The following is a 12955-nucleotide window of genomic DNA, read 5'->3' on the forward strand; positions in this document are numbered from 1 at the left end:
CGACCTAGTAGGCATAACGAAGCTTAAGCGCTTCAGGATGCGGATTTAAATACACTTGCTCTTGAATATACGGTGTATGAAATTCACGTACATAGTGGTTAATTAAGGTAATAGGTACTAATAAAGGTAATAATCCCTGGCGGTATTTTAAAATCGATTCGCTCAATTCTTCTTTTTGATCTGCACTTAATTGCTTCTTAAAATAACCTTGAATATGTTGCAATGTGCTGGTGTGATTTTTACGCGTCGCAATAATTTTTAACGCCGTCATAAAGCCTTCGAAATACTGCTGCGCCGTTTGTTCTAGATCTTGGATGTCGGCTAATATTGGACCTAACTCGCGATACCATTTAGGGCTATGAGCCATGAGTAAGTATTTATAACGCGAATGAAACTGCATTAGTTTGTGTTTAGTTAGCCCAGACTGGTTCATTTTCTTCCAATCGTTGTAAGCAAATACGCGAGTGAAAAAGTTTTCTCGGATTGGTAGATCGTGTAAACGCCCTTCTTCTTCTACTGGCAAAAACGGGTAACGTTCCATTAATATTTTTGCAAAAACACCAACGCCTGTCTTACTGCCGTTATTAGTGCCAATTTTATATTCGGTTACGCGCTCCATTCCGCAGGTTGGCGACTTTGCACATAAAATATACCCGCCTAGATAGTCGAGCTCTTCTACTTTGCTTCGAGAATATTCATTAAGCTTATCAGTCACGTCTAACGAGCCATCAGCACTTCTAATGTGCACAATGTCGCCGTCGCGAATTTGACGAATACTTTTGCGTGGTGCACCCATGCCAATCGCCATTTCAGGGCAAACAGTGGTGTATTCAAAAAACGGTTCAATTTCTTGTTTACAGTAATAAGAGTTTTTATGGCCGCCATCAAAACGAACTTGATTGCCCAATAAGCAGCTGCTGATCCCAATTTGGATTTTTTCTGGCACAAATGTGGCTGTATCTGGCATTTATAATACTCCTGAGACCGAATTGATTTTGCCTGTTTTCAAGCAAATCATACCCACTTATTGTGGGTTTAATGTTTCATAATACGAAATGAAAATGAATTAAGTTCATTATTTATAGAACGTTTTCAGCTAAATTTGAAGCATAAAAAAGCAGAACCGAGATTCTGCTTGTCTATTTAGTTAAATAGTGAGGTCGTTGTACTTAACCAACCTGCGCCTTCGCTTTATGACCTACGTATTCAAGGCCCCACACCAAGGCAATACCGACCAGCGCACACACTATGGCCATGACAATTTGTGATGACTCACCAGTAACTTGTTCAAACTGAAACGGCGATAAGTTTTGCTCCAGTAAAGGCACTTGTTCACCTTTACTGTTTTCGCGCCAGCTAATCACTTCTTTCCACGGCCAAATTTTACCTAATGTACCAAGCATCAACCCGGTTAAAAACAGCACAGTGGCATCGTGAAACTTACGCAGCAAGGCCGATAGCACATGGCTAAAACTGAGTAAACCAATGGCAGCGCCTGCAGCAAAACACGCTAGATAAATAATATCAAACCCTTTAGCTGCGGCGAGTACCGCAGGATACATGCCTAATAACAGCAAAATAAAGCTGCCAGAAATCCCCGGTAAAATCATCGCGCATATTGCAATGGCGCCGCAAAAGAAAAAGTTAAGATAAGTAATCTGCAATTCAATGGGGTGCAATACCGTAATGGCCCACGCAAAGGCCACCCCAAGGGCAAACATGACAATACGCAGCGCCGTGTACCTTTCTACCTGCTTTACCATGTGCACAACAGAGTAAATAATTAACCCAAAAAAGAACGACCATACTGGAATGGGATGGGTGGCCAATAGCCACGAAATCAACTTAGCTAAGGTAAAAATACTGGTTAAGATACCGCCAAACACACACAGCAAAAATGGCCCGTTAATGTGCATAAAGGCCGCTTTAATCCCCTGCTGCTTAATAATGCCAAACAAAGATAAATTGATTTTGCGTATACCGTCTAACAATGGATCTAATATCCCGGTAATAAATGCAATGGTTCCACCAGAAACGCCCGGCACCACATCGGCAGCCCCCATGGCCATACCTTTGATATAATTCAACAACAAGTTCGATTTCAAAATTTATCCTTAACTATTCAGCACTGGCAAAATTATACCTGTCGCCAAGCAAATGAGCGATGAAAAAGAGTGCCTAACGCTTCACCCAAGGTTACAACAATGTTAATCTCATCCGACCAGACAACGTATTTATTCAATAATCCGAGTTTTTATTAATATGACACCAACTAAACCTAATAAAGTCATGTCACTGTACAAAAAAGTGACCTCATACCCTTTTGGCAAACATATTTTTTCTAAAATGGTCGCACGCATGGCGCCCTATTTTGGCACGGTTCATCCGTACATTAACGAGCTAAAGGTTAATCGTTGCGAATGTTTAATTAAAAAACGTAAAAAAGTGCAAAACCATATTGGTACCGTACATGTTATTGCGATTTGTAATGGCTTAGAAATGGCAATGGGCACCATGGCCGAAGCTTCTATTCCTGCGCATTTACGTTGGATACCTAAAGGAATGTCGGTTGACTATACCGCTAAAGCAGGGACTGATATTCTGTGTGTCGCAGAGGTAACACCAGAGCAGTGGCAAGTGGGTGATATGTTAGTGGACGTAAAAGCCTATGACACTAATGGTGTGGTCGTCGTACAAGGCCACATTAAGCTGTGGATTTCTGAAAAACCGAAAAAATAGTTATAAAATCATAAACAATCATAAGATAATCAAATTTATTATATTTTTTGCTAGGGAAGCATAATGTTAAAAAACGATCTCGCAAGTGTAAGTAATAATCACCTGGGTAAAATTATTCCAGTATCGATATTGTTAATCATGCTTATCAGCTTATATGGCAGCTGGTATACGATTGACCAAGGCGAACGCGGCGTATTATTGCGTAACGGTAAAATTATCGATACCGCAGAACCTGGGCTTGGGTTTAAAATTCCATTAATGGACACTGTGGTAAAAATCTCAACTCAAACTCACACCGCAAGTTATCAAGCGCTACAGGCCTATAGCCGCGATCAGCAACCTGCTACCTTACGTGCGTCAGTGACGTTTAGTGTGCCACCCGATCGCGTTGAAGAAGTGTATGCCAAGTTTAAAGGCATCGACTCAATGGTTTCACGCTTGCTCGACCGCCAGGTGCCAACTCAAGTTGAGAACATTTTTGGTAAGTACACCGCCATCTCTGCGGTTCAGGAACGTATTAAGTTTGGTATTGACGTGACAGATGCCATTACCAAGTCAATCAAAGGCCCGGTAACGATTACCTCGGTACAGATAGAAAACATCGATTTTTCTAATGCTTATGAGAAATCGGTAGAAGACAGAATGCGCGCCGAAGTCGAAGTACAAACCCAATTGCAAAATCTTGAAAAAGAACGTGTTAGCGCGCAAATTGCCGTGACTCAAGCACAAGCAGAAGCTGACTCTCAGTTAGCGCGTGCCATTGCAGAAGCCGAAAGTATTCGGATTAAAGGTAATGCTGAAGCGTCAGCAATTAAAATCCGTGCCGAAGCTTTAGCACAAAACCAAAACCTGGTTGAGCTAACCAAAGCTGAGCGTTGGGACGGTAAGCTGCCTACCACCATGTTACCGACTGGCACGATCCCGTTTTTAGAAGTACAGAAAAAGTAATCCATAACGTTAAGTCAGCGTTGTGGATGCGTTTAATCCTCAATAACGATTAACATCTTAAAAAACCAAGCACAATGCTTGGTTTTTTATTGCCTCACGCGTAAATTAGCTACAGTTTTAATCATCCAAAAGGACTTCTGCGATTAACAGTGTAACTCACATGGACGAGCAATCTGCTTCGACTCAACCACAACGCCTAGCCAACCTTGATGCCATTCGTGGTGTCGGCGTACTGGGTATTTTCTTTTTAAATATCTACTTTATGGGCAATAGCTTTTTTGGCTATGCGCCGCATGCTGTGCAGCCGGTTAGCGACATTACGATTGAGTTGTTGAGTAACTTTTTCCTGGAAGGCCGTTTCTTTAGCTTATTCGCAATGTTGTTTGGCGCGGGTATGTTAATTCAATTTCAAAAATACCAATCTGAGTTAACACCTGGTTCATCACAAACCTTTCTCAAGCAACAAAAGTGGCGCTTATATTGGCTGATTATATTTGGGATTATTCACGGGATTTTTATTTTCCCAGGCGATATTTTATTGTCGTATGGCATTAGTGGCTTATTGGCTTTTAAGTATCGCTACCTCGATGCAGATGCATTAATCAGGCAGGCAAAATGGTTTATTTTTATGTCGCTGATCCCAATCACTTTGATATCGTTCACGCCAGACGACCAGGTATACCTGCGTGACTCCTCACTCTTTATTGAACAATTATCAGCATGGACGGGCAGCTATTCAGAGCAATTAGTGTTGCACCTAATGATGTTTGGTTACATGGTGATGGTCATCCCACTGACACTGATGTGGTTTATTGCTGGGCTGATGTTAATCGGCATGGCACTGTATAAACGCGAAGTATTTAGCAAGGGATTAGACGCCAAGACACTCAAACAAAGTCTCTTTTGGGCTGTGACGTTATCATTAGTCGATTCAGTATTGAGCTTTAGCGGTAATACACTATTAGTGGCACTCTCGGACGTGATTTTACTGTTAAGCGCCATCGCCTGTGCTTTGGTGTATATCCATATCATTTGTTTGTTGTGTAAAAACAGCTCACAGCGTTTAAGCGCGCTGCAAAACGTCGGTAAACTGGCATTCAGTTTGTATATTCTACAGTCCATTGTTGGGATTATACTGCTCCGCTACCTTGCCCCTGAATGGCAGCAACAGCTAGATAGAACGGGCTATATGTCTATCGCAGTCATTTACACCATGGTGCAACTATTGCTCGCGCATTGGTATTTACGTTATTTCAAACAAGGTCCACTGGAAAAACTGTGGCGCTATTTAGTGCTAAGACGTGGCTAATCGCTGTAGGCATTGAGAGCAACAACACCTTGTCACCTGTAATCACATCATCTGAAAGTGAAAAACGCCCATATGAACAAATTTGCTTGGCTAATGTTAACCGTGCTCACCATGGTGAGCGCATTGATTCAACCCTGGCTAACCGCCGTTTTTTTATCGCTTAACTTACTGACCATCAGTTTGTATTACCTCGATAAACGCGCAGCGATTAAAAGCTCGCGCCGCATCAGTGAAAAAACACTTCACCTTTGTGCGTTATTTGGCGGTTGGCCCGCAGCGCTGTTAGGTCAATTTCATTTTCGCCATAAGACCCAAAAGAAACCTTTTATTAGGATATTGTGGTGCTGCATAGTGGTTAATATTGCCGTGATTAGCGCGGCGGGTTATGTCTATTTAGATTGGACCACAGTGCAAATGTCATAAGGCATTAAAAACATCTACCGCGAAACAATAACCCGCTGACTAAATAGATTTTGTTCATTTGATAGCGCCAATCGTTTTGCGGTAAACTCATGCTACTAAACCTATTTTATTGAGAACTATTATGCGTATGATTTTGGCCGTGGTGGTCATTGCTGGAGTGATATTTTACTTTTTCAGCCAAATGAATAACTCAAAAGAAGCAAAAGAAAATATCGAAAAAGGTAAGTTGTTTTTAGCTGAAAACGTCAAGCGCGAAGGCGTAGTGCAAACCTTATCTGGGCTGCAATATGAAATCCTCACCAAAGGCGACAACACCGAACATCCTAAAGCCAACAGCAAAGTGACCGTGCATTACCATGGCACACTCGTGGATGGCAGCGTATTTGACAGCTCGGTTGAACGTGGCGAAACCATCAGCTTTGGCTTAAATCAAGTCATTAAAGGCTGGACTGAAGGCGTGCAATTAATGACTGTAGGCGATAAATTCCGTTTTTATATCCCAAGCCAACTTGCTTACGGTAACCGCTCAACCGGTAAAATCGTCGGTGGTTCGGTATTGATTTTTGATGTTGAGTTGTTTGAGATTAACTAGCCTCAACTCAAGGCCACTGAAACTATTTAAGATCAAAATAAAGCCTCCAATCGCGGAGGCTTTGTTTTTTAACGCATGCGCGTTTCAAGTAATCAGCTTTAACCTAAGTAAAACGGATCATCAATCGATTTGGCTGGTTGGGTAAACCATTTAGGCCCTTGAGCCGTCATGTAGAAATGATCTTCATGACGAATACCAAACTCACCCGGAACGCATAACATAGGCTCATTACTAAAACACATACCACTGGCAAGTAACGTTGAGTCATTACCGACTAAATACGGCCATTCATGGATGTCTAACCCTATACCATGACCTGTGCGATGCGGTAAGCCTGGTACCTGGTAACCTGGGCCAAAGCCTGCTGCTTCTAATACCTTGCGCGCTGCAACATCAACATCACAGCATGGCGTGCCTATTTGCGCGGCATCAAATGCCGCTATTTGTGCATTTTGCTCTAGTTGCCATAACTGGCGTTGACGCTCATTAGGTTCACCAAATACATAGGTACGGGTAATATCTGAGTTATAACCGTGTAACTGACAGCCAGTATCAATCAGCACAGTGTCGTTAAGTGTTAATGATTTTGGCGACTTAACCCCATGCGGATAGGCGGTATCTTCGCCAAACAGTACAATACAAAAATACGAGCCTTTAGCTGCGCCAACAGCGTAATGAGCCTGATCGATAAAATCTTCAACCTCTGCTGTAGTGATGCCTTCACGTAATATACTCGCTGCCGCTTTATGCACCTCAAGCGTCATGTCTTTAGCACGTTGCATTAAGGCGATTTCGGCAGTGGATTTAATCATACGACAACCCGCGGTAACGGTTGTTGCACTCACAAACCGATGTTGAGGTGCAGCTTGAGTGATGCCGTCGCTAATAAAAAAGGGCGTCGATTCATCAATGCCGATTTTGGCTTGGGTTAACCCCATATTGTTGAGCACATCGGCAAATAATTGATAAGGGCTTTGGTCTTCGTGCCAGGTGTTTACTTGGCCATTGATGGCCATATACCCTTGCAAGGTATCAAGTTCAAATGCTGGGGCAATATACTCAATATGACCCACGGCAGGAATAATCGCGCCCACCATGCGCTCACTTGAAAACCAACGCGTGCCACTAAAATAGTACAAGTTCGTGCCCGCATTAACATAAATGGCATCTAAACCATGTTGCGCCATTAACTGTTGTGCGCGCGAAATACGCAGCATAAATTCATCATCACTTATTGCTGCCACGCCGTCAGCCATGTGGGTTAATTTAGCTAACGCTTGCAGTGGGCTTACGCCACCAACACCGATTGTCATAACATTTCCTTTATTATTGTTATTATTACGTTTAAATAAAGCATTTACTCTGGGCTAGAATACCGTCTGTTTGTCATTGTTACCATGCATACAATATCTGTTTACAATATAAGTTTACAATTTTAGCTTGCCTAATCTTAGCGACTTCGCTTGCAAGGCTTGTGCTGCCCTTGCGATAATTGCACTTCATTTATAGAGCTGAGTCCATCAGTCGCCTCCAACGGAGAAACCATGTCCAATATTATTGCTACGCGCCTCAATGCCATTCGCCAACAACTTGAAGTGAACCACATCGATGCCTTTATCATTCCCCGCGCCGATGAATACTTAGGTGAATACGTGCCTGCGCGTAATGAGCGTTTACATTGGGCCACCGGCTTTACCGGTTCAGCAGGTATGGCGATTGTACTCAAAGATCGCGCGGCTATTTTTACCGACGGGCGTTACACGGTGCAGGTTCGCCAACAAGTCGATGGCAGTTTATTTGAATATTTAAGCCTGTATGACGACCCGCAAATTGACTGGCTAATTGATACATTGCCGACTGGCGCTAGCGTCGGTATCGACAGCCGCTTGCACACTCTTGCATGGTATCAACAGGCTAAAGCGCAGTTTGATAAAGCCCAAATTAATCTGGTTGAAGTAAATGACAATCCGATTGATGTGAGTTGGTTAGACCGCCCTGCACTGTCGGCATCCACGATGACCTTATTTAGCCATGAGGGTGCTGGGCGTAATAGCATTGAGAAACGCCAACAAATTGGGGCCTTAGTTGAAAAGCAAGGTGCTGACGTGGCACTTATCGCGGCATTAGATTCGTGTTGCTGGTTATTGAACATCCGCGGAAACGATGTGCCACGCTTCCCCGTCATACTGGGCTGCGGTTTATTATCGGCCAATGGCGACATGACTTTTTTTACCGATTTAGCCAAAGTACCGCAAAACGTAACAGAACATGTAGGCGCTGGTGTGAGCTTTAAAGATGAAGCTGAATTAGCCACTATGTTAACCCAAATGGAAGGCGTTAAGTTATTAGCCGACCCGCATTCAGCCAATGCATTCTCACAATTACTGGCACAAAAAAGTGGTGCTAAGCTGATTGTTGGTACCGACCCAGTTGCCTTACCTAAGGCGCAAAAAAATAGCGCAGAACTCGCGGGTATGCGCGCCTGTCATATTCGTGATGGTGTTGCAGTTAGCCGCTTTTTAGCCTGGTTAGACAGTCAGGTTGAGCAGAAAATCATGCACGATGAAGCGCAACTGGCAGACAAATTAGAGAGTTTTAGACTGCAAGACCCACTGTATCGCGAGCCAAGTTTTGACACTATCTCAGCCACAGGTGCCAACGCTGCCATGTGTCATTACAATCACAATAATGGCACCCCAAGCACCATGACCATGGACAGTATTTATTTGGTTGACTCTGGCGCACAGTATATCGATGGTACGACCGATGTGACCCGCACTATCGCCATTGGCAAAGTGACTGACGAGCAGAGAAAAATGGTGACGCTAGTATTAAAAGGTCATATTGCGTTAGATACGGCGCGCTTCCCTAAAGGCACTTCGGGTGTGCAGCTCGATGCATTTGCTCGTCAATATTTATGGCAACACGGTTTTGATTATGACCACGGAACCGGTCATGGCGTTGGCCACTTTTTGAGTGTACATGAAGGCCCGCAGCGTATTGGTAAAAACGTCAATGGCGTCGCCTTATTGCCTGGTATGGTGTTGTCGAATGAGCCAGGTTATTACCGCGCCGACGGTTTTGGTATTCGTATCGAAAACTTAGTCACTGTGCAGCATTGCCAGGCACTGCAAGGCGCTGAACGTGAAATGTATGAGTTTGATGTGTTAACTCATATCCCAATGGATGCCCGCTTAATCGACAAATCATTATTAACTGATTTTGAAGTGAATTGGTTTAATCAATACCAACAAAAAGTGCGTCAAACCCTTGCACCATTAATACAAGGCGATGAATTGGCATGGTTAAACAAAGTGACAGTGGCCATTTAAGCGCTAGCACTCAATAGACGTAAAAAAGGCTTAGTGAGAAGATCACACTAAGCCTTTTTTTGTAAACTCTATTGTTTAATTTTTATTTGAGCACAAATCAGTTTACAGAGGGAAATGGGCTACCGATTACAAATCGGATTTAACGATATTGTTGGCACAAGGTATCAAAATCATCTTTGGGGTTAAGTAAAAAGTGTTTACCTACTAAAGAGATGATTTCAGTTTCTGCAATATAGGGATTATCGATTTTAAAAATCACCCTGTTATTCAATTTGGCCTTAAGTAAAAACTCACAATGACGTTGATAAAAGAATTGATCAAATTGACCATTTTCGATGATTCGTTGCAAGCCAACTTCAATTCGTTTCGCGAGTCGTGGTTGATTGGGTGAAACGTAGTAGTAAGTCACTAATGGGATATGCAGCATAAGGTGTTCATCGACAATCAACTCGGGATACTGTTGGCTAAACAGTGAAACTTCCTGAAAAACCTCATTAACGCCACGTCCAAATGTGACAAAACGTCCTTTAGATAGCATGTTAAACAAATTTTCGTAAAGCGTACTTTCAACAACCTCAAAGCCTGCTTGTTGCATAGCCACTTTAGTAGACCATTGACTGCCAGAGCCTGTTTTAAGAGAAGTTAGCTGAGCTAAGGTGGTGATATTAGCCAACTGAGAGGCATTTTCTTGCTTAATAATAAACACCCTGAAACCTTGAATACCTTTCCGAATAGGGATTTTTATCGGAATAAGTTCTTCATTCCAGTTCTCTTTGGATGCTTCAGCAATCACATTAATGCCGTCACCTTCTTTCAATGACCTAAAAATACGATTTCGGCTCATGTGCATATCGGTCACCAGCAAGCTGCCCTCACCAAAATCGGCAGTAGTGGCTTGTATTACCAGGGCTAGCAGTTCATAAGTGTACTGATATCGACTATCCAATTCGGATTCAGAACGATTGATCATAAATCGATCATTAGATTGGCAGGTTGGACTCACCATGATGCCCGCTAATAATAGCAAGCTTAATACTATGTTAAATCGCAAAACAGCATTCATAGATTAACTCGTGGAAGATGAAAAATCGAAAGGATGTCAATTCATTGAAGCTGAAAGAGTCAAAATAAGTTAATAAAAATCAGACACCTTGTGCTTATACCTTTAATCATAGGTTGGCGCTGTATAAATATCAATCAATGATGACGGAAGCTGTAAAGGAATACACAGACAATGCACGCTTAATCTTATAGTGCACCTATTAATGTAAAGCAATGCCCAGTAACAGATCATATTTGTCGTGCGATAACAATAAACCTCAACTTAGAAAAATCCGAGTTGAGGTTTATTAAGCTCAGCGTATGTTCAATAGCACATTACGCGACAGCTTGCTGCTCTACAGGATGACTTTTACCGTCATGCTTTGGACAATAATATTTAGCAAACATGATTAACAGCGCTTCACGACGAATGACGCCACATAATCGGCCATTTTCAACCACGGGATACACACTTGGCACTGCCGCTGAAGCATCACGTAAACGCTCTTCATAACTCTGATACCCACCACTGATGTACATACCAGAATCGGTTACTGGGAATAATTTCTTCTTGTCTACCACCATAAACTCTAATAATTGCGCGACATTTTCAGTAGGCGAAACCGTCAGCATCTTGGTTTGCATAATGTCTTTGACTGAAATAGGTAATGTTGCAGAAAACTCTTCAGACCACAGTGAGCGCATAAGATCTTGCTCAGACACAAAGCCTAATAGTTGCTGCTCACTGTCTACTACTGGAGCACTACGCACATTATCATTCGCGAGTAATATAAGCGCCTGATAAAGAGTCATATCGATTGAAAGCGTAGTGGGTTTGCTGTCCATTAGTTCACTCACGATAAGTTTTTGGATTTTATTTTTCATGGCTACATACTCTTTATTAGGTTGATGTTGAATGTGTGCAGAAACGTCGTTTTGTTGAATCGATTCTGACACCGACAAATTTTGCTGGAGTTCGGATGTGTGAATATGTTGATGAGTGTCAACATGAGTGTCGCTAAAAGGGCTAATGTGTAACGATGGCGCATTGTTAAGGGCTTTAACGCCTTTATTATCTATCCAGTAATAACCCAGGCCGACGAATACCGCGCCACCCAAAATGTTGCCTAATGTCACAGGGATCAGGTTATGAAGCACAAAGTTACTGATGGTTAAGTCTGCAAATAATTGTGGCGCAACACCTAAAGCGATGAAATATTCATTGCCAGCAAAGTGTTGAATGGCAATACCCAGTGGCACCATAAACAAGTTGGCAATACTGTGCTCAAAGCCACTAGAGACAAACATCGCCACCGGCAATATCAGCAATAACGATTTAGCCAGCGCATCTTTGCTGCTAAAGGTCATCCAAACACCCAAGCAAACAAGTAAGTTACACAAGGTACCTAAAGCAAAAGCCTGGCTCCAATCATGATGAATTTTATGTTGAGCAACATGCAGTGCATTTAGGCCCCACTCATTACCATCTAAGCCGTACATTTTCGACATCATCACCAATAGCAGTATCAACATGGCACCACATAAATTGCCGAGATAAACCCGCATCCAGCAATTGAGCAACTGCTTAGTCGTCACTCGTTTTTGCGCCCAGGCTATGGCGCTTAATACTGTACTGGTAAAGAGCTCGCCGCCAAGCACCACCACAAGAATTAACCCTAAACTAAACGCGACTCCGCCACTGAATCGAATTAAGCCCCACGAACTTTGAGCCGAACCAGTAGTGACAGTGAGATAAAACACAAATGCGAGTGCGATGAATGCCCCTGCAAATACCGACAAACCAAATGATTGTGCAACGTCTTTAATCACTTTAGCGTGTCCGTAATCTGCCGCTTTTTCAAAAGGGCTCATTGCTGCAGGCTTTTCAACTACAGCAAGATGATTTATCTGCCGACCATGACGTTGCTGATGAGCAACCTCTTGGGAATGAAGCCCTCTCATAATGTCTTCCGCAAGGTAATACGGATTCCATTGAGAGATGAATTAACATAGGCAATATACATGGGTAACTCCTTGAATTTGTTTTAAGTACACATCAAGAATACCTCAGAAAATTTAAAATAATATTGAGTCTTTTTTAGGTTAGCTATCAATAATATTGATACTCATAAATATTAGAAAAAGGGCATTTACACCTGATGTGATGAGGGTTTGGTGGGTGTTGTTAACGACCAAGCAGCCAATATAAGCTGAGCTCGATTGAACAAAGTCGGTCAATATTGATGCCGTAAACTGCGCAAGTTTGAAATCAAAGCACCATAGAAACTCAGGCTGCACGCCAAAAAGTAAACTTGATACCGAGTATCAATTTTTCAGGTAAAAAATATCAACAAAGTTAACCCGATAAGTTTTCATGGGTATCGTTAAAACGAGATGGGGCTAACAAACGCAGTTGGCTAGTAAAAACGATTTCATCAGCACGTGATACCACACAAAAAATGGCAGAAGGTGCGAGTAAATAACCTGAATAAATGCGCGCTGCACAATAGGAACACAACCAAATACTTGAGCCGTTTGTTTAGCACGATAACAAACAAAAAATCTTAAGCT

At 42.5% G+C, this 12955-nt stretch carries 11 protein-coding genes; 6 read left to right on the forward strand and 5 right to left on the reverse strand.

The annotated features are described in order from the left end of the window. Nucleotides 1–4: 4 nt before the first annotated feature. Together ACROAE_RS02800 and ACROAE_RS02805 are read right to left on the reverse strand one after the other, a co-directional pair. The gene (locus tag ACROAE_RS02800) at nucleotides 5–967 is read right to left on the reverse strand and encodes a YbgA family protein (protein WP_432399401.1); all 963 of its coding nucleotides are present in this window, start codon (nucleotides 965–967) and stop codon (nucleotides 5–7) included. Nucleotides 968–1169: 202 nt separating this feature from the next. Next, nucleotides 1170–2069 carry a DUF368 domain-containing protein gene (locus ACROAE_RS02805; protein ID WP_432399508.1) on the reverse strand — a complete coding sequence of 300 codons (900 nt, stop codon included), beginning with the start codon at nucleotides 2067–2069 and terminating at the stop codon, nucleotides 1170–1172. Nucleotides 2070–2262: 193 nt separating this feature from the next. Here ACROAE_RS02805 and ACROAE_RS02810 point away from each other — a divergent pair, with 193 nt between their 5' ends. From ACROAE_RS02810 to ACROAE_RS02830, 5 genes are all read left to right on the forward strand, one after another. Further along, on the forward strand, nucleotides 2263–2739 hold the full coding sequence (locus tag ACROAE_RS02810; protein ID WP_188954569.1) for a hotdog fold domain-containing protein: 477 nt from the start codon (nucleotides 2263–2265) through the stop codon (nucleotides 2737–2739). 63 nt (nucleotides 2740–2802) lie between these two features. Further along, nucleotides 2803–3687, forward strand: coding sequence for an SPFH domain-containing protein (locus ACROAE_RS02815; RefSeq protein WP_432399402.1), 885 nt, complete (start codon nucleotides 2803–2805; stop codon nucleotides 3685–3687). Nucleotides 3688–3847: 160 nt separating this feature from the next. Continuing rightward, nucleotides 3848–4996, forward strand: a complete 1149-nt coding sequence (locus ACROAE_RS02820; protein ID WP_432399403.1) for a DUF418 domain-containing protein — start codon at nucleotides 3848–3850, stop codon at nucleotides 4994–4996. A 72-nt stretch (nucleotides 4997–5068) separates the two neighbouring features. Then, on the forward strand, nucleotides 5069–5419 hold the full coding sequence (locus ACROAE_RS02825) for a DUF1294 domain-containing protein (protein ID WP_432399404.1): 351 nt from the start codon (nucleotides 5069–5071) through the stop codon (nucleotides 5417–5419). Nucleotides 5420–5540: 121 nt separating this feature from the next. Beyond that, the gene (locus ACROAE_RS02830; RefSeq protein ID WP_432399405.1) at nucleotides 5541–6011 is read left to right on the forward strand and encodes an FKBP-type peptidyl-prolyl cis-trans isomerase; all 471 of its coding nucleotides are present in this window, start codon (nucleotides 5541–5543) and stop codon (nucleotides 6009–6011) included. Between the two features lie 98 nt (nucleotides 6012–6109). On the opposite strand, the gene ACROAE_RS02835 is transcribed toward ACROAE_RS02830, so the two are convergent. Next, nucleotides 6110–7324, reverse strand: coding sequence for a M24 family metallopeptidase (locus ACROAE_RS02835; protein WP_432399406.1), 1215 nt, complete (start codon nucleotides 7322–7324; stop codon nucleotides 6110–6112). Between the two features lie 231 nt (nucleotides 7325–7555). On the opposite strand from ACROAE_RS02835, the gene ACROAE_RS02840 reads away from it, so the two are divergent. Next, complete coding sequence (locus ACROAE_RS02840; RefSeq protein WP_432399407.1) at nucleotides 7556–9343, forward strand: aminopeptidase P family protein; 1788 nt, start codon at nucleotides 7556–7558, stop codon at nucleotides 9341–9343. Between the two features lie 139 nt (nucleotides 9344–9482). On the opposite strand, the gene ACROAE_RS02845 is transcribed toward ACROAE_RS02840, so the two are convergent. Continuing rightward, nucleotides 9483–10313 (reverse strand): hypothetical protein, encoded by an 831-nt coding sequence (locus tag ACROAE_RS02845; RefSeq protein WP_432399408.1) that lies wholly within the window; start codon nucleotides 10311–10313, stop codon nucleotides 9483–9485. 407 nt (nucleotides 10314–10720) lie between these two features. After that, on the reverse strand, nucleotides 10721–12346 hold the full coding sequence (gene focA / locus ACROAE_RS02850) for a formate transporter FocA (RefSeq protein WP_432399409.1): 1626 nt from the start codon (nucleotides 12344–12346) through the stop codon (nucleotides 10721–10723). Nucleotides 12347–12955: the final 609 nt, after the last annotated feature.

It is taken from the genome of Shewanella sp. MF05960 (genome assembly GCF_050849305.1).
In the GTDB taxonomy this organism is placed as follows: domain Bacteria; phylum Pseudomonadota; class Gammaproteobacteria; order Enterobacterales; family Shewanellaceae; genus Shewanella.